This is a genomic window from Bradyrhizobium sp. CCBAU 11357 (genome assembly GCF_028128865.1).
Lineage (GTDB): Bacteria > Pseudomonadota > Alphaproteobacteria > Rhizobiales > Xanthobacteraceae > Bradyrhizobium.
Map to the genome: position 1 here is coordinate 55,135 of NZ_LBJW01000017.1, position 16,908 is coordinate 72,042.

Annotated in this window: 16 protein-coding genes; 13 read left to right on the forward strand and 3 right to left on the reverse strand. The window is 65.0% G+C overall.

Features of this window, described 5'->3' with window-relative positions; translation table 11 throughout:
• Positions 1-21: 21 nt before the first annotated feature.
• Positions 22-1,170, reverse strand: a complete 1,149-nt coding sequence (locus XI05_RS05255; RefSeq protein WP_271499393.1) for an ABC transporter substrate-binding protein — start codon at positions 1,168-1,170, stop codon at positions 22-24.
• A gap of 586 nt (positions 1,171-1,756) precedes the next feature.
• Here XI05_RS05255 and XI05_RS05260 point away from each other — a divergent pair.
• Genes XI05_RS05260 through XI05_RS05290 form a run of 7 tightly spaced genes read left to right on the forward strand, consistent with a single transcriptional unit; the run spans position 1,757 to position 9,136 of the window.
• A complete protein-coding gene (locus XI05_RS05260; RefSeq protein WP_271499396.1) occupies positions 1,757-2,539 on the forward strand; it encodes an aspartate/glutamate racemase family protein in 783 nt (260 codons plus the stop codon).
• 30 nt (positions 2,540-2,569) lie between these two features.
• Positions 2,570-2,998, forward strand: coding sequence for an organic hydroperoxide resistance protein (locus tag XI05_RS05265; protein ID WP_333939818.1), 429 nt, complete (start codon positions 2,570-2,572; stop codon positions 2,996-2,998).
• Positions 2,999-3,023: 25 nt separating this feature from the next.
• On the forward strand, positions 3,024-4,202 hold the full coding sequence (locus XI05_RS05270; protein WP_271499399.1) for a thiolase family protein: 1,179 nt from the start codon (positions 3,024-3,026) through the stop codon (positions 4,200-4,202).
• Complete coding sequence (locus XI05_RS05275) at positions 4,199-5,440, forward strand: SDR family NAD(P)-dependent oxidoreductase (RefSeq protein ID WP_271499402.1); 1,242 nt, start codon at positions 4,199-4,201, stop codon at positions 5,438-5,440. The genes XI05_RS05270 and XI05_RS05275 overlap by 4 nt, the downstream gene beginning before the upstream one ends.
• A 35-nt stretch (positions 5,441-5,475) precedes the next feature.
• Positions 5,476-6,258 carry a cyclase family protein gene (locus XI05_RS05280; protein ID WP_271499405.1) on the forward strand — a complete coding sequence of 261 codons (783 nt, stop codon included), beginning with the start codon at positions 5,476-5,478 and terminating at the stop codon, positions 6,256-6,258.
• A gap of 55 nt (positions 6,259-6,313) precedes the next feature.
• Positions 6,314-7,471, forward strand: a complete 1,158-nt coding sequence (locus XI05_RS05285; protein ID WP_271499408.1) for an ABC transporter substrate-binding protein — start codon at positions 6,314-6,316, stop codon at positions 7,469-7,471.
• Between the two features lie 39 nt (positions 7,472-7,510).
• Positions 7,511-9,136, forward strand: coding sequence for an ATP-dependent acyl-CoA ligase (locus tag XI05_RS05290; RefSeq protein WP_271499410.1), 1,626 nt, complete (start codon positions 7,511-7,513; stop codon positions 9,134-9,136).
• 3 nt (positions 9,137-9,139) lie between these two features.
• On the opposite strand, the gene XI05_RS05295 is transcribed toward XI05_RS05290, so the two are convergent.
• The gene (locus XI05_RS05295; protein WP_271499412.1) at positions 9,140-9,655 is read right to left on the reverse strand and encodes a MarR family winged helix-turn-helix transcriptional regulator; all 516 of its coding nucleotides are present in this window, start codon (positions 9,653-9,655) and stop codon (positions 9,140-9,142) included.
• A 322-nt stretch (positions 9,656-9,977) separates the two neighbouring features.
• Between XI05_RS05295 and XI05_RS05300 the strand changes: the two genes are divergently transcribed.
• From XI05_RS05300 to XI05_RS05315, 4 genes are all read left to right on the forward strand, one after another.
• The gene (locus tag XI05_RS05300; RefSeq protein ID WP_271499415.1) at positions 9,978-11,156 is read left to right on the forward strand and encodes an acyl-CoA dehydrogenase family protein; all 1,179 of its coding nucleotides are present in this window, start codon (positions 9,978-9,980) and stop codon (positions 11,154-11,156) included.
• 274 nt (positions 11,157-11,430) lie between these two features.
• Positions 11,431-11,592 (forward strand): DUF2934 domain-containing protein, encoded by a 162-nt coding sequence (locus XI05_RS05305; RefSeq protein WP_081493716.1) that lies wholly within the window; start codon positions 11,431-11,433, stop codon positions 11,590-11,592.
• On the forward strand, positions 11,589-11,774 hold the full coding sequence (locus XI05_RS05310; protein ID WP_212254414.1) for a hypothetical protein: 186 nt from the start codon (positions 11,589-11,591) through the stop codon (positions 11,772-11,774). Before XI05_RS05305 ends, XI05_RS05310 begins: the two co-directional genes overlap by 4 nt.
• 143 nt (positions 11,775-11,917) lie before the next feature.
• Positions 11,918-12,196, forward strand: coding sequence for a DUF2934 domain-containing protein (locus XI05_RS05315; RefSeq protein WP_271499418.1), 279 nt, complete (start codon positions 11,918-11,920; stop codon positions 12,194-12,196).
• 600 nt (positions 12,197-12,796) lie between these two features.
• Here the strand turns inward: XI05_RS05315 and XI05_RS05320 are convergent.
• Complete coding sequence (locus XI05_RS05320) at positions 12,797-14,584, reverse strand: peptide ABC transporter substrate-binding protein (protein WP_271499421.1); 1,788 nt, start codon at positions 14,582-14,584, stop codon at positions 12,797-12,799.
• 307 nt (positions 14,585-14,891) lie between these two features.
• Here XI05_RS05320 and XI05_RS05325 point away from each other — a divergent pair, with 307 nt between their 5' ends.
• Positions 14,892-15,686: a MetQ/NlpA family ABC transporter substrate-binding protein gene (locus tag XI05_RS05325; protein WP_271499424.1), complete on the forward strand. Its 795-nt coding sequence runs from the start codon at positions 14,892-14,894 to the stop codon at positions 15,684-15,686.
• Between the two features lie 162 nt (positions 15,687-15,848).
• Positions 15,849-16,886 carry a putative FMN-dependent luciferase-like monooxygenase gene (locus XI05_RS05330; RefSeq protein ID WP_271499427.1) on the forward strand — a complete coding sequence of 346 codons (1,038 nt, stop codon included), beginning with the start codon at positions 15,849-15,851 and terminating at the stop codon, positions 16,884-16,886.
• Positions 16,887-16,908 lie beyond the last annotated feature (22 nt).

The following is a 16,908-nucleotide window of genomic DNA, read 5'->3' on the forward strand; positions in this document are numbered from 1 at the left end:
TGTTGATGGCCGATCGTTTTCTTACGGCACGTACTTCCAGGCGCCGCCGGTCAGCCGGACGACGACGAGGGAGCGCTCGTCGACGCCCGTCGCGGCGCCTTGCTTGAAATTGTAGACGGCATGCACCCCCGGCAGCTCCTTGGTGCTGAGGATGGCATCCCGGAGTGCGGCGCGGAATTCGATCGTCCCCGGCTTTGCCGACTTGAGCGCGCGCTCGGCCGCGTTGGCGAAGATCAGCCAGGCGTCGAAGGAATAGGCCGAGAAGCCGTCGGTGGTCGGAATGTTGTGGGTCTTCTGGTAGACGCTGCGGAAATCCAGCGCGATCTTCTTGGCAAAATGCTCGTCGGGAAGCTGTTCGGCGACGATCACGGGCCCCGCCGAGACCTGAATCCCCTCGGCCGCCTTGCCGCCCACGTTGACGAAATCCGGATTGACCAGCGCCACCGTACCGTAGGTATTTCCTTTGAAGCCGCGCTCGGCAAGGCTGAGCAGAGGCAGTGCGCCTTGCGTGCCGGAACCGCCATCGAGCACGGCGTCGGGCCGGGCGGCCATGACCTTGAGGATCTGCGCGGTGACTGAGGTGTCGGTGCGGGCATAGCGTTCGTTGGTCTGGATCTTGATGCCGTCGGCCGATTCCGCCGCCTTGGCGCCGTTGTAGACGAGGTCGCCCCACGCATCCGAGAAGCCGATATAGCCGATGTTCTTCATGCCATCGCGCTTCATGCGATCAGCGATGATCTTGACGAGCAGCGAAGCTGGCTGCGGCACCGAGACCACCCATTGCTCCGGCGTGTCGGGCAGCTTGACGATCGGTGAGACCGCGATCATCGGCACCTTCAGTTCGCTCGCGACGGCCGCCATCGCGATCGTCGAGGGCGCCGTTGCGGTGCCGATCAGCAGGTCGACCTTCTCCTCCTCCACGAGCTTGCGCGCGTTGCGCGTCGCCGCCGAGGGATCGGACCCGTCGTCGAGCTGGATCAGGCGGACGGCCTCGCCGTTGACCGATTTCTGGTACTCGTAGGCGGCGTTGATGCCGCGCCCATAGGGGATGCCGATCGAGGAGCCGTTGCCGCTCAACGAGGTGACGAAGCCGATGGTGATGTCGGCCCGCGCCGCCGGCGCGACGGTGATTCCAACTGCAACTGCCACTAAGGCCAGGGTCTTGCGCATTGCCTTCTCCTGCTTTGATACGCGTGCGAATGACGGGAAGCCGCCGGACCTCAGTCGGGACTGACGGCAATCGGAAGCGCTATTGCGGCGCCGGAGGTCGGCGCGAATATGAAGATTTCGCCTGGTTGGCGGCGGCGTCATGCCACTGCCCGTGGACGGAGGCGCTCACCGCCGGGCGACCTCGCCTGGTGTATCGCGGGCGTCTCAACATTTAGGGCGGGGCCGCGCAGCCCTGCACAGGACATTGCTGCCCATCGTTCAGCTCGGAAGACTGCCCACACGATCGAGTCGCTCAAGAGCGGTGTCCTGCAACATCATCGTTACGCCGCCAGAGCGGCAGGAATTAGTTAAAGCCTAAAGTATATCCGGCGAGCCCGTCAACAGCGCCCGGCGGCTCTCTGCAAAAAAATGCTGATGCATACAATTCCGGCAGTTAGCGGCGGATTCTTGGGCGATGCGAACGACAAAACCGGCAGTGACGGCTGCGGCGTGCCAGCCCGCTTCCTTGGGTGCGCCGCACACATTTGACGCGCAAATTAGTTTGTGATTGAAATATTAGGGCCGGCGGTCCGGTGAGGAAGAGACGATGCGCATCTTCTGGCAGAGCTTCGTTGATGCGAGCGTGAACGCGCCTTACATGGCGCGGCTGTCGGAGTACCTCAACAGCATCGCGGCATCGGGCACGACGGTCCATGTCGAAGGCATATCACCGCCGGATCGCGAATTTGGCCGGCTCGCCGAATTGCGCTGCGCCGTTCAGGCCATCGACAACGGCATCGCGGCGGAAGAGCAGGGCTTCGATGCATTCGTCATGGGCCACTTCCAGGATCCCGGTCTGTACGAGCTGCGCGCAACGCTCGATATTCCCGTGATCGGAGCCGGCGAGGCGACGCTGCTTGCTGCCTCGCAGCTTGGTCGGCGGCTCGGCCTCGTCACGCTCGATCCCGTTTTCGAGGTCTGGCACTATGAGCAGGCCGAACGTTACGGCCTCGGCGGTCGCGTCGTTCACGTCACGGGCCTCGGCTGCAAGCCAGAGGATTTCGCAGATGCCTTCGCCGGCGATCAAGCCGCGCACGCCCGCATGATCGAGGATTTCGTCGCCTGTGCGTTGCCGCTCGTCGAGCGCGGTGCCGACGTCGTGATACCTGCTGGCGTGCTGCCGGGTCTGTTGATCGGGCGGGAGCACGGTCTCAAGGTCGGGCACGCCCCGGTGGTCAATTGCGCGGCGGTGGCGCTGAAGAGCGCCGAGATGTGGGTGCAGCTCAGGCGTCTCAACGGAACCGAGCCGAGCCGGGGTCCGAGCTTCAGGCGCGCCAGCGCGCTTGCCCGCGACGATTTCCGCGCGCTGCTCGCGCGCAACCGACGTTAGAGCCAGCTAGCACGTTTGGAGAAGACCAACATGATGACGCCCGAGAAGATCCTGTACGACACCGAAGTCACCGCGACCGGCGGCCGCGACGGCAAGGCCGCGAGCGCGGATGGCCTGCTGTCGGTGTCGCTGTCGGTGCCGAAATCGCTCGGCGGCCCCGGCGGTGAGGGAACCAATCCGGAGCAGCTTTTTGCGGCGGGTTATGCCGCCTGTTTCCTCGGTGCGGTCAAGCTTGTGGCGCGCACCAGGAAGGTGGTGCCGTCTGCGGAGCCCTCGGTCACGGCAAAGGTGGCGATGGGACCGGTGTCCGTCGGATACGCGCTGGCCGTCGAATTGAAGGTCGATCTGCCCGGCGTGGAGCGATCGGTGGCGGAAGCCGTCGTTGCCGGCGCGCACGAACGCTGCCCCTATTCGAACGCAACACGCGGCAATATCGACGTGAAGCTGACGGTGATCTGAGGCGAATGGACAAGGCGGACGATCGTTGACGCTCTCGCTTCGCACACCCTACGACGGCATCGTGATGGCGGCCCCCGTCACGATACCCTATGTGCGCTATTCGATCGACAGCGCTCAATGGTGGATCGGCCGCGCCTTGAGCGCACTCGTTGCGCAGGCGGGCATCAGGCCTTCCGACATCGACGGATTGTGCGTCTCCAGCTTCACCCTGGGGACGGACAGCGGGATCGGCCTGACGCAGCATTTCGGACTGTGCGTGCGATGGCTCGATACGATTCCGCTCGGCGGCGCCAGCGCCATCGCGGCGGTGCGAAAGGCGGCCCGCGCGGTTCAGGCGCGCGATGCCGACATCGTTGCGTGCGTCGCCGGCGACACCAACCACGTCGATTCCTTCCGCTTGACGCTCGAGAATTTCTCCCGCTTCAACCAGGATGCGGTCTATCCTTACGGCGCGGGCGGCGCGAATTCGAGCTTCGCTCTCATCGCCCGCAACTACATGCGGACCTTCGGAGTGAGCCGTGAGGACGTCGGCAGGATCGCGGTTGCCCAGCGCACGAACGCCTTGCGCAATCCGCACGCGCTGATGAAGACGGCGCTGTCGATCGAGCAGTACCTCGCCGCGCGCCCCATTTCCGATCCCATTCATCTGTTCGACTGCGTGATGCCTTGCGCCGGCGCCGAGGCATTCCTCGTGATGCGGGAGGACACCGCCGCTTCGCTGCGACTACCCGCGGCAAAACTGCTGTCGACGATCGAGCGGCACAATGCCTTTGCCGATGATCCGATGCAGGTTCGTGGCGGCTGGGCGATGGACGTCGGTGAGCTCTATGCGATGGCCGGCGTCAAGCCCGACGATCTCGACATCGTCCAGACCTACGACGACTATCCCGTCATCTCGATGATGCAGTTCGAGGATCTCGGCTTTTGCGAGAAGGGCGAGGGGGCCGAGTTCGTCCGCCAGCACGATCTCACCATCGACGGTGACTTTCCGCACAACACGTCGGGCGGTCAACTCTCGGTCGGACAGGCCGGAGCAGCCGGCGCCTATCTCGGTCTCGTCGAAGGGCTGCGGCAGGTCCTGGGAATTGCGGGTCCGACTCAGGTCAGGGATGCGAGTCTCGGCCTGGCGTCCGGCTTCGGTATGATCAATTATGACCGCGGACTTGCCTCCGGTGCCGCGATCTTTGCCGGGCCTTCGCGATGATCGATCCGATTGAACCGCCTCGACGCAAGAACCCGCTGCTGCGGACGCGCCTGCCGACCGCGCCGCCGCGCGCCCGCAGCAGGACCTCGCACGGCTTTACGCGTGCTGCCGCCGAAGGGCGCTTCATGCTCCAGCGCTGCGAGGGCTGCGGCACCTTCACCTATCCGGCGCGCGAGGCGTGCCCGTCATGCCTGTCCGCCGCGCTTGCGTTCGTCGACGCGCCGGCGCGCGGTGTGCTGCTGGCGCACACCACGGCGCACGTGCCGAGTGACGTCTATTTCCGGGAGCGGGCGCCCTGGCGCGTCGGCCTCGTCAAGATGGATTGTGGCCCGACCGTCGTGGCGCATCTTCATGCCGATTGCATCGAGGGTGCTCCCGTCCGCATGTCGTTTCAGCTCGACAAGAGCGGTCAGGCGGTGGCCTTTGCCCGACCCGAAGGGGAGACGCCCAACATGGCTGACGACAGGCAGTGGCGCGAAATGACTGCCGATCCCAGGTTTCGGCGCGTGCTCGTGACCAGCGGCCGCAGTGCCGCCGGGCGGGAGGTCGCCTTGGCGTTGAAGGCCGCGGGGACAAAGACCGTGTTCGTGGGCATCGCCGAGCCGTGGCGGCCGTTTGCCGGCGAAGAGCTGCTGCGCGGGCAGGAGGGCATCGAGCTCTTACCCCTCGACGCCGCCGATGAAAAATCGACCGGTGATCTCGCCGCCGACATCGGCGGCAAGGTCGACATCCTCGTGAATACGATCGATTATGTGAGGCCCGGCGGCTTGTTGGACCGCAAGGGCACGAGCATCGCGCGCGACGAGATCGATCAGGCTTATCTCGGCTTCATCAATCTCGCACAGGCCTTCGGACCCGCGATGCGGATGCGGGGAGCGGACGGCATCAACAACAGCGTGGCCTGGGTCAACATCCTGTCCGTCCACGCGTTGGCGAACTGGCCCGCCTTCGGTGCTTACTCGGCTTCGCAAGCCGCCTGCCTGTCGCTCTCGCATTGTCTTCGCGCCGAGCTTCGGCCCGGCGGCATCAAGTTGATGAACGTCTTCACGGGGCCCGTCGACACGGAGTGGTTTCAGACCGTGCCGCCGCCGAAGGTGGCGCCGCGGGCCATCGCGCAGGCGGTCGTGGCCGGGCTCAGGGGCGGACTCGAGGAAATGTATGTCGGAGACGTCGCCCAGGAGATTCGGCAGCGTCTGGCGGCCAATCCGAAAGCGCTCGAGCGCGAGCTCGACCGGTAAGTCAGCCCCTTTCGACCAAGCTGGAGGACGCGACAATGCACGGCAAGGCTCTCCTGGATCTCGCGGGCGCGATCGCTTCGGATGCGGTGCGCGTCATCGACCTGAGCTTCACGCTCAGCCCCGACTTTCCCGTGATCGTGCTGCCGCCCGAATTCGGCCAGGCGGCGCCGGTGCGCATCCAGGAGATCTCGCGCTATGACGCACGCGGCCCGGCCTGGTATTGGAACAACGTGACTTTCGGCGAGCATACCGGCACGCATTTCGACGCGCCGATACACTGGTTCACCGGCAAGGACCTCGCCAACAATGCGGTCGATACCATGCCGGCCAAGGACATGATCGCGCCCGCCTGCGTCATCGATTGCTCCGCGCAGGCCGCTCAGGATCCGGACTTCGTGCTCACGGTGCCGATCGTCGAGGCCTGGGAAGCCGAGCACGGCCGAATTCCGGCCCGCCAGTGGGTGCTGCTGCGGACCGATTGGTCGAAGAAGGGCTGGCGCGATTATTCGAACCTCCGGGACGACGGGGCGCACACGCCGGGTCCGAATGCAGCTGTGATGAAATGGCTGGTGGAGGAGCGCGGCATCATCGGTTTCGGCACCGAGACGATCGGCACCGATGCAGGACAGGCGGGGCATTTCGAGCCGCCCTATCCGGCGCATCATTTCCTCCACGGCGCGGGCCGCTACGGCCTGCAATGCCTGTGCAACCTGGATCAGCTTCCTGCGACTGGCGCGATCATCGTCGCCTCCCCGCTGAAGATCCAGAACGGCTCGGGCAGTCCGCTGCGCGTGATCGCGCTGGTTTCGTCCACGTGACATGCGCGTACGGCTTGCCGGAATTAACGCATCCAAACCACCAATGACAGGTGCCATGACTTCGATGAAATCACTGCTGGGTTCAGCGCTGGTCCTTCTGGCGGCTCCGTGCTGCGCGCAAGCCGATATTCTCGTCGGCTTCGTCACCGGCCTCAGCGGGCCGGTATCCTCGATCGGCATTCCCAACGCAAAGGGGATCGCTGCGGGAGAGGCCTATGTCGGCGAGATCGGCGGCGAAAAGGTGCGCCTCATCCAGCTCGACGATGCCTCCGATGCAACCGCTTCGGCGCGCAACGCGCGCAAGCTCGTCGAGCAGGAGAAGGTCGACGTCCTGATCGGGACGTCGGGCGCGCCGCAGACGCTGGCGATGGCCACCGCCGCGATCGAGATGCAGGTGCCGATGATCGCGGTCTCCCCGATCGCGTCCGTTCCGGCCGGCGAAGGCGGCCCTTGGGTCGTTCAGACACCCCAACCGATGCCGCTGCTGGTCCAGGGCATCGTCGACCACATGAAGGCGCGCGGGCTGAAGACGGTCGCCTTCATTGGATTCTCGGATGCGCTCGGCGATCTCCTGTACGATTCGTTGTCGCAGAGCGCCAAGGCGGCAGAAATCAAGGTCATCGCCAACGAACGCTATGCCCGATCCGATTCGTCGGTGACGGCGCAGGTGCTGCGTGCCTTGGCGGCGAGGCCCGATGCCATCATGCTCGGCGGCACCGGAACGCCGGGCGCGCTGCCCGCCATTGCCTTGTCCGAGCGTGGCTACAAGGGGCCGCTCTACGGCAACAACGGAATGATCAGCGCCGACTTCCTTCGTCTCGCCGGCAAGGCCGCCAATGGCATCATCTGCCCCACCGGGCCGGTGATCGCGGCCGAGCAGCTGCCGCCGAGCAATCCCATCCAGAAGGTCGCCCTGGCCTACCGGGCCGCCTACGAGAAGGCGAACGGCGAGCAGCCGACGGACGGATTCTCCTCCTACTCGTTCGATGGCTGGGTCGTCTTCGTCGATGCTGCCAAGCGCGCGTTGGCGACCGGGGCCAAGCCGGGTTCGCCGGAATTCCGCAGCGCGCTGCGCCAGGCCTTGTTCGCCACCAAGGAAGTCGTAGGCACGCAAGCCGTCTACAATTTCACGCCGGCGGATCGTCATGGTGTCGACGCACGTTCGCGCGTCCTCGTCCAGATCGAGGACGGTAAGTACAAGCTCCTGCCTTGATCTCGGGCAGGCCATTCGGGCCGGATGACGGAGCATTGCATGCGGGATGACGCCGGGCAGGAGCAGGATACGCCGGCCTGGGCACGTGCGGTCGAGTTGTTTCCCCCGTCCGATCGCGTGCTTTCGACCATCCTCGTCAAACAAGCGCGCCGCTACGGCGATCGTATCCTGCTGGTTGCGGGGCAGGCACGCTGGACCTATGCGCAGACTGCGGCGATTGCCGCTGCATCGGCGCAGACGTTGATCGAGGCCGGCATCAAACCGGGAGACCGGGTCGCCTTGATGTGCTCGAACCGGCCCGAGTTTCTTCAGGTCTGTCTCGGCTGCGCCTGGCTCGGCGCCATCGCGGTGCCGATCAACACGGCGCTGCGTGGCCTCCAGCTCGCCCACATCTTCCGCAACTCGCGCCCTGCGCTCCTCATCGTCGAGGCCGGATTTCTGGACGCAATCGAGACGATAGGCATCGAGGCCGGCCTGCCGACGCTGGTGTGGACCATCGATCAGGTCGCGGAGGGGACGGCGAAGGGATCCATGCCGCTGCCCGCGCTCGCATCCATGGCGCCGCCCGGTGCCGTGCGGCCGGGAGACACCGTTGCCATCCTCTACACATCCGGCACCACGGGGCCGGCCAAGGGCGTGTGCTGTCCCCAAGCGCAGCTGTTCTGGTGGGGCATCTGCTCGGCGCGGGCGCTCGGCATCCGCGAGGGCGACGTGCTGTTCACGACCTTGCCGCTGTTCCACACCAACGCGCTCAACGCATTCTATCAGGCGCTGCTGAACGGTTGCACTTACGTGCTGGAGCAAAAATTCTCCGCGTCCCGCTTCTGGGCCGCCGCGCGCCTCCACAATGCAAGCGTAGGTTACTTGCTCGGCGCCATGGCATCCATGCTGCTGGCTCAGCCTCGCAAGGAGGACGATCATGCGCATGGCCTCCGCGTCGCCTTGGGCGGAGGCGTGCCGCCGCAGATCCACCGGCCGTTCCTCGAGCGGTTCGGCGTGACGCTGGTCGACGGCTATGGATCGACCGAGACCAATTTCGTGTTTGCCGGCGCAATTCCCTCCGACCGTCCGGGAACGATGGGCTATCTGGCCGATGGCTTCGAGGCGCGGATCGTCGACGACAACGATTCGGAGCTGCCGGACGGCCAGGCGGGCGAACTCGTCCTGCGCGCCAGGGAGCCGTTCGCCTTCGCCACTGGATACTTTGGCATGGCGGAGAAGACGGTCGAAGCCTGGCGGAATCTCTGGTTTCATTCCGGAGATCGCGTCATCAGGGATGCCGACGGGCATTATCGCTTCATCGATCGCATGAAGGACTCGATCCGCCGGCGCGGCGAGAACGTGTCGTCCTGGGAGGTCGAGCAGATCATCCTTGCCCATCCGGCGGTCGCAGCGTGCGCAGTCTATCCGCTGCCGTCCAAGCTCGGCGAAGACGAGGTCGCGGCTGCGATCTTGCTGGAGCCGGGGCAGTTGCTGGAGCCTGTCGACATCATCAGGCATTGCGAGGGGCAGATCGCCTATTTCGCAATCCCACGCTACGTTCGCATCGTGAGCGAGATGCCGTTGACGGAGAACGGCAAGATCAGGAAGGGCGCGCTGCAACAGGCCGGCGTGACGACGGAGACCTGGGATCGCGAAGCTGCCGGGATTCGAATTCGGCGTTGAGGCTCAGGGCCGCTCGCGCCGCTGCAGGGCGTCCCTCACGGCACTCTTCACGTCGTCGAGTTCGCCGACGAGGCCGTCGAGACGGTCCATCGGAAGATCGGCGAGCAATTCGGCGAGCCAGGCGCCGTGACTCTTCGCCATCCGCCTGAAGGTCTTTCGGCCTTCGACCGTCATGCAGACGATCTGGACGCGCCGGTCCAGATGCGAGGGCGTGCGGGTGATGTATCCATCCTCGACGAGGCGGTCGACGATCGGGGTCAGGTTGCCGGCCGACACCATCAGGCGCTTGGGCAGTTCGCCCAGGACCAACCCGCTCGGCTCACGGTCGAGCTGGGCGAGGACGTCGAAGCGGGGCATCGTGAAGTCGTATTCCTCGCGAAACCGGCGCCGCAACTCGCTCTCGATCATGGAGGTGCAGGCCAGCAGCCGAAGCCAGAGCCTTGTCTGAGCCCGGTACTCGGCCTCCGCGTCGGTCGCCTTCCTGCTGGAGGCCGGAGAGGACTCCTTTGCGAGTGCCAAATCGATCTCCTAAGCCTCGTTCGGGCTGCAAGCGAGTGGAATTCCGTTCAGTTCGCAGAATAGTTCGTGCCAAAACTAAATTCAAGGCGTGACAGGACCAGGCCTGTTGCTGATGTGGACGGAACCGTCAGCTTTTCATCGCTTGTGTCGCCGCAAGCAAGAGGTGTTCGAATATCGTCCCCGCCTGACGTCTTGACAATGGCCCCGACCAGGGAAATAGTTTATACTTGAAATAATTGATGATGCGGACGGCTTGGCGGTCGCTGGTGCGGCAGGAGCATGCCGGCCGTCCGGCGGGCCCCCCGACCTTGCGGAGCGACCGATGAACTCACCGGCACAGACAATCTCCCGCGACTGGCTGGACTGGCCGTTCTTCGAGCCGCGTCATCGTGTGATCTGCGACGCGCTCGATCGTTTCGTCGCACAGGGTGGTGTTCAGGCTGTCGATCACCGCGACGTCGACGGCGCCTGCCGCAAGCTCGTGCGGGCGCTCGGTGCCGCGGGGCTGCTCGATTGCGCGGTCGCGGCGCCGGACGGCGACGTGACCAGCATCGATTCCCGCTCGATCTGCCTGTCGCGTGAGACGCTGGCCTATGCCGATGGCCTTGCCGACTTCGCCTTTGCCATGCAGGGCCTGGGATCCGGCGCCATTGCGCTTGCGGGCTCGTCGGAGCTGCGACACGCTGTGCTGCCGAAAGTCCGCTCGGGCGAATGGCTGGCCGCGTTCGCGCTTTCGGAGCAGGGGGCCGGCTCCGACGTGGCGGCCATGACCTGCGCGGCACGCGAAGACGGCGACAGCTATGTTCTGAACGGCGAGAAGACCTGGATCTCCAACGGCGGCATCGCCGACGTCTATACGCTGTTTGCCCGAACCGACGAGGCGCCCGGCGCGCGCGGCATTTCGGCGTTCGTCGTGTTTCCGGACGACCCCGGCTTCAGCGTGGCCGAGCGGATCGACATCGTCGCGCCGCATCCGCTCGCGACGCTGCGCCTGGACAATTGCCGCATTCCGAACAGCCGGCGCCTCGGGGCACCCGGTGGCGGGTTCAAGATCGCGATGCAGACCCTCGACATCTTCCGCGCTTCGGTTGCTGCAGCCGCCTTGGGCTTTGCCAGACGTGCGCTGGAGGAGGCGCGACTGCACGCACAAACGCGGCGCATGTTCGGGGCGACGCTGTCGGATCTGCAGCTCACCCAGGCCGCGCTCGGAGACATGGCGACCGAAACCGACGCCGCGGCGCTGCTGACCTACCGCGCCGCCTGGCGTCGCGACGTCCAGAAGCTTCCCACCACGCGTGAAGCTGCGATGGCAAAGCTGGCGGCCACCGAGACCGCCCAGCGGGTTGTCGATCGCGCGGTGCAGATGTTCGGCGGACGCGGCGTGCGCAAGGGCGAAATCGTGGAGAGCCTGTATCGCGAGGTCCGCGCCCTTCGTATCTATGAAGGTGCGACCGAGGTGCAGAAGCTGATCGTCGCGCGCGAACTGCTCAAGCCGCGCTAAGCCGGCCTCGGCCTGATCTCAGATCAGGCGCCAGCTCGACCTCCTGCGGCAGCACGGCGAGGAGGAGCGGCCGCGCTGATCGTCGGCCCCATGCCCAGCCGGCGGGGGCGGAGCGGGTTCCGTCCGACGCGATCAGACGCGGAGGAACCCTTGCGCATGGTCGAAGCTTGACTCCGCGGGCCAGCCTCGCCGCCGATCGCTGGCCTGCACGGCCCCGCCTCCAAGCCCCCCATACCCCCCAGGGTGGGGCCGTGCTTCCAAGCAGGAGGTGCAATTGTCCGAGCCGACCGAGCAAGAGATCAGAGAACGCGCGCACCAATTGTGGGAGCAGGCGGGCAAGCCCGAAGGGCGCGAGGAGGAATTTTGGCACGCGGCGGAGCAGGAGCTGCGCAACGAGGACAAGTCGAACACGCTGCGGACGCCGGATACGCTGTGACCAACAAGACCTGCCCATTCTGCCAGGGTCTCGGATGGGTCTGCGAAAACCACCCGCTCCGGGTCTGGAGCGAGAAGCTCGGCGGCTGCCGCTGCGGCGAGGGCATGCCGTGCACCTGCAATACGACGGAAGACCCTGAAATCAGAGTGGTGATCGTCGAAGCCGACACGACGTGGCATTAGCGGCGCCGGCTGCGTCGGTTCAAGCGATGCCGCGAAGGTGTTCACTTCCGAAAGCGCAACACCTGAAGGAACGGACCATCCGGGATGGGAATTTAGTGTCTGCACGGCTCCGACAACGTTCCTTACCCACGGCAGTTTCGGCGGTGGACGAGCAGAAGAAGCTAGAGCACCAGATCGAACTCGCAACGCGAGCGGCCTCGCTCGTCAAGGACGAAACCACCGGACAACGCTTCAGGAGCTTCGCCGAGGAATTGAAACGAAAGCTGCTTCGCATGATGCGCCGTGGCAAGGTGCGCACACGCGCATATGAGCTCTGGGAGGAGGCGGGACGGCCGAGCAATCGGGAGCTGGACTTCTGGCTCGAAGCCGAACGTCAGATCGAAGATGAACGCGAGGAGAAGAAGGGCGGGGGTGCTTCATAGCCAGTGCGTAGGATGGGTAGAGCCCCTTGCGAACCCATCATGCCCCCGCGTTCGTATTGATGGATTTAGCTTCGCTCTACCCATCCTTCCGAACCAGCCAAACGAAAAAGCCGCCGGGCTCTTCACCCTGACGGCTTTGCAAAGTCGGTAGCTGTTGATCGTTTTCCCAGCCTCGTGCGTACCGCCGTTACCTTGTTTGCGGCCATGCCCGATCCTTGTAGGCGATGGCGCGCGATTCCGCTGTGATCTGGAGCACACAGTGAAAGGGATTCGGTGTCACGCTCTGAAGCCCGCGCTGCGCTGCAACCATAAGAAGCCTCTCAGATCTCGTAGGGTGGGCAAAGCGCAGCGTGCCCACGCTGCTGTGGCTGTTTCGGACAGGTGGTGGGCACGGCGCAAGTGCGCCTTTGCCCACCCTACGGCTGTTGATCGTCTTCCCAGCCTCGTGCGTACCGCCGTTACCTTGTTTGCGGCCATGCCCGATCCTTGTAGGCGATGGCGCGCGATTCCGCTGTGATCTGGAGCACACAGTGAAAGGGATTCGGTGTCACGCTCTGAAGCCCGCGCTGCGCTGCAACCATAAGCGGGCTCGCGTGCCCCTTAGGTCCGATACCACGCCGCCAGGTTCCACGTGATGGTGTCCCAGCCGGAGATGTCGATCATCAAATTGTTGGCGCCGGCGTTGACGACGTGGCGCGAGAGCAGGGGCAGGAACACGTGGGCCTCGCAGAAGATCTCGTCGACCTTCATCAGCAGCGCGGCGCGCTTGACCGGATCGAGCTCGTTCTGCGCGGCCTTGTAGGCCTTGTCGGCTTCGGGATCGGAATAGCGCGAATTGTTGCGGCCGAGCCATTTGTTGTCCTTGGTGGCGATCTCCCAAGACACGCACTGGTTCAGCAAGCGCTCCGGATCGGGCTGCGGCTGCGTCGTGTTGTACATCTCCATGTCGGCATAGAATTTCGAGTACGTGTCGGGATTGCCGACGTCGGAGGAGAAGAACACGGAGGCGGTGACCGCCTTGATCTCGATGTCGATGCCGGCCTTCTGGCACGCCTGCTTGATGATGGCCTGAGTCTTCTGGCGCGGGGCGTTGGTGGAGGTCTGGAACACGTATTTGAGCTTCTTGCCGTCCTTCTCGCGGATGCCGTCCGCGCCCTTGGTCCAGCCGGCCTCGTCGAGGATCTTGTTGGCCTTGTCGATGTCGAACTCGTATTTGAGCTTCGGCGACTTGAACTGCTTGGGCGCGTTGACGAAGCTCGCGGTCGCGATGGCGGCGCGTCCATAGATGAACTTCTGGATCGAATCGCGGTCGATCAGAAGATTGATCGCGCGGCGAACGGCGGGATCGGACAGCGTCGGGTGCTTGGTCTTGACGTTCGAACGCTCGCCGTCGACCTCGGTCCAGGGGTCCGTCGTGTTGAGGATGATGAACTCGACATTGCCGGACGGCACGATGTCGAGCTTGCCCTTGCCGCCGGCCTCCATGCGCTTGAGGACCTCCTCCTCCACCTGCATGTTCCAGGCGAAGTCGTATTCGCCGGTCTGCAGCACGGCGCGCGCCGCAGACACCGCGTCGCCGCCGCCCTTGATCTCGACCGTGTCGAAATGCGGCTGGTTCTTGATGTGGTAGTCGGGATTGCGTTCGGCGCGGATCATGTCGCCCGGCTTGAACTCGACGAATTTGTACGGGCCGGTGCCGACCGGCTTCAGATTGCCCGGCGCTTCGCGCGACTTGGCGCCGACATAGTCGCCGAAATGATGCTTTGGCAGGATCATCCCGACCGAGCCGACGAACGGATCGGCCCAGAACGGCGTCGGCGCCCGGAAGATCACCTTGACGGTGTGGTCGTCGATCTTCTCGACCTTGATGTCCTTGTAGGAGCCCGTGGTGTAGGCCGCGGTGGCGAGATCCGCGGCGTATTGCCAGGTGAAGACGACGTCGTCGGCGGTGAAGGGCTTGCCGTCATGCCAGGTCACGCCCCGCTTCAGCTTCCAGATCACGCTCATGCCGTCGGCTGCAAGGCCGCCGTTCGCCTTGGTCGGAGCCTCGGCGGCGAGGCAGGGGATGAGGTTGCCCTCCTTGTCCCAGCCGGCGAGCGGCTCGAAGAAGATGCGCGAGGCGATCTGGTCCTTGGTGCCGAGCGCGAAATGCGGATTGAGCAAAGTGGGCGCCTGCCACAGCAGCATCTTGAGCGTGCCGCCGCCGCCGGCCTTGGCTGGCTTGTACGGCAGCGTGGCGTCGGCCATCGCCACGTCGTGCCAGACCAGGATCTGGCTCGCGATTGGCGCTGCGATTCCGACTGCGGCCATTGTCCTGATGAACGAGCGCCGCGACAGCGTGCCTTGCTTCACCTCCGCGACCAGATTGCGAATTTCGTTCTCGTTCATCGGATCCCCACCTCGTCGCCACCGGCTCAGTGCGCGCTAACTCAGCACGTCGGGCGTGGTGGAGTCAAAGAGAAGGGCGCAGGCCCAAGTGCGCATGGAACGAAAGTGTAATCCGGGAATCTGCCACAAGCGGCAGTGGCCCCGGATCGCGCCGGATGACGTGCGCGCACTTTGTCGCACTCTGCATTCGTTTCCTGTTTGCCGCCGAATGGAGAAAGGCTGGCCTCGACCCGCGGCCAATATGGATTTCCATTTCATTGATTTCGCACCGCAGAAAAGGGAATACGGTTCCGTTGCCGCAAGACCCATGGAGACCAAGATGTCGTTTCGCCTTCCCCTGATTCTCTCCGCCGTGCTGGCCGCATGGTCCGCCGCAGCCGCGGCCGAGACCATCAAGATCGGCGTGACGCCGGGCCCGCATGCGCAGATCCTCGAAGCCGTGAAGCCGATCGCCGCCAAGCAGGGCCTCGATATCCAGCTGCTCGAATTCTCCGATTACGTGGTGCCGAACGCCGCGCTCGATGCCGGCGAGATCCAGGCCAACTCGTTTCAGAACCAGCCTTACCTGGACAACCAGAAGGCCGATCGCGGCTACAAGATCGAAGCCGTCGGCCTGACCGTGAACTTCCCGATCGGCGTCTATTCGAAGAAGCACAAGGCGTTCGGCGATATCCCCGAGGGCGGCAAGGTCTCGATTCCGAACGACCCGACCAATGGCGGCCGCGTGCTGCTGTTGCTGCGCGACAAGGGCGTGATCAAGCTGAAGGACGGCACGGGCTTCAAGCCGACGGTGCTCGACATCACCGAGAACCCCAAGAAGCTGAAGTTCATCGAGGTCGATGCGGCGCAGGCCCCGCGCGCCCTCGACGACGTCGACGCCGCCGCGATCAACACCAATTATGCAACCCAGGCGGGCCTCGATCCGGTCAAGGACCCGATCCTGCGCGAGGACCCGAAGGGACCCTATGTCAACCTGATCGCGGTGCGCAGCGCCGACAAGGGCAAGCCTTGGGTCAAGATCCTCGTCGACAGCTACCACACGCCTGAGGTCAAGGAGTTCGTCCTGACCAAGTTCAAGGGCGCGGTGCTGCCGAGCTGGTAGGCAGACTGCCCGCCCAGAGTCCAGTTAAGGGCGATCCGGCGGGGCAGCCTTGCGCAGGAGCCTTGCGCATGGGCCTTGCGTATGTGCCCTGCGCAATGCCCGCTTGTCTGGAGCTGCGGCAACCGACATCATCGGGGCCCATCCTCGCCCGACAGGGATCGTATGAAACGCTTTGCCAACCTGAAACGCCTGGGCTTCTTCACGCGGCTGCTCGACGAGGCGCCGGCGGCGGACCGCTATCGCTTCGCCGCCGAGCAGATCGTCCGCGCCGAAAAGGCCGGGCTCGATTCCGCGTGGATCGCGCAGCATCATTTTCATGAGCGCGAGGGCGGCCTGCCGTCGCCCTTCACGTTCCTCGGCTACGTCGCCGCCCAGACCTCGCGCATCCGCCTCGGCACCGGCATCGTCACCCTGCCGCTGGAGAACGCGGTGCGGGTGGCGGAGGATGCCGCGGTGCTCGATCTCCTCTGCAACGGCCGCTTCGAGCTCGGCGTCGGCACCGGCGGCAATCCATCGGCCTTCGCCGCCTTCGGCCTCGACAGCGCGCAGCGCAACGAGATCTTCGCCCGCAATCTGGAGATCGTCCGCAAGGCGCTGACCGGCAAGCCGCTCGACGGCGGCGACACGCTCTATCCGCAGCGGCCGCAACTGGACAAGCGCATCTGGCAGGCGACGTTCTCCGTCGCCGGCGGTGCCCGGGCCGGCAAGGAGGGTGATGGCCTCTTGCTGTCGCGCACCCAGCCACGCGCCAAGGACGCGCCGAACGCGACGCTCGCCGAGATCCAGAACCCGATCATCGACGCCTATCTCGCCGCGCTGCCCCCGGGCTGCGAGCCGCGCATCATGGCCTCGCGCAGCGTCTTCGTCGCCGACGACCATCGCGAGGCGCTGCGCCTCGCCGACATCGGGCTGCGCCGCGCGCTGCCGCAATTTATGAAAGGCGGACACCTTCCCCCGGGCGAGACGCTGGAGGAGATGATCACCGCGTTCGACACCCATGTCGGAGGCGCCGACCACGTCATCGCCTCGCTCCGCACCGACGCCACGCTGGAGCGGGTGACCGATCTCGTCTTCCAGGTGCATTCGGTCGATGCGCCGCATCCTTACGTCCTGCGCTCGATCGAGCTCGTCGCCGACAAGGTCGCGCCGGCGCTGGGCTGGACCCGGACGGCCGCCAAAGACGTTGCCCTCGCAGGCTAGCCGGAATGAATGAAATCGCGTT

Excerpts from the sequence above, each read along its gene's own strand:
- XI05_RS05320 (WP_271499421.1), bottom strand. The coding sequence starts at position 14,584 with ATGAACGAGAACGAAATTCGCAATCTGGTCGCGGAGGTGAAGCAAGGC.
- XI05_RS05260 (WP_271499396.1), top strand. The coding sequence starts at position 1,757 with ATGCGCATCTTCTGGCAGAGCTTCGTTGATGCGAGCGTGAACGCGCCT.
- XI05_RS05330 (WP_271499427.1), top strand. The coding sequence starts at position 15,849 with ATGAAACGCTTTGCCAACCTGAAACGCCTGGGCTTCTTCACGCGGCTG.
- XI05_RS05325 (WP_271499424.1), top strand. The coding sequence starts at position 14,892 with ATGGAGACCAAGATGTCGTTTCGCCTTCCCCTGATTCTCTCCGCCGTG.
- XI05_RS05275 (WP_271499402.1), top strand. The coding sequence starts at position 4,199 with ATGATCGATCCGATTGAACCGCCTCGACGCAAGAACCCGCTGCTGCGG.
- XI05_RS05255 (WP_271499393.1), bottom strand. The coding sequence starts at position 1,170 with ATGCGCAAGACCCTGGCCTTAGTGGCAGTTGCAGTTGGAATCACCGTC.
- XI05_RS05280 (WP_271499405.1), top strand. The coding sequence starts at position 5,476 with ATGCACGGCAAGGCTCTCCTGGATCTCGCGGGCGCGATCGCTTCGGAT.
- XI05_RS05285 (WP_271499408.1), top strand. The coding sequence starts at position 6,314 with ATGACTTCGATGAAATCACTGCTGGGTTCAGCGCTGGTCCTTCTGGCG.
- XI05_RS05300 (WP_271499415.1), top strand. The coding sequence starts at position 9,978 with ATGAACTCACCGGCACAGACAATCTCCCGCGACTGGCTGGACTGGCCG.
- XI05_RS05290 (WP_271499410.1), top strand. The coding sequence starts at position 7,511 with ATGCGGGATGACGCCGGGCAGGAGCAGGATACGCCGGCCTGGGCACGT.
- XI05_RS05265 (WP_333939818.1), top strand. The coding sequence starts at position 2,570 with ATGATGACGCCCGAGAAGATCCTGTACGACACCGAAGTCACCGCGACC.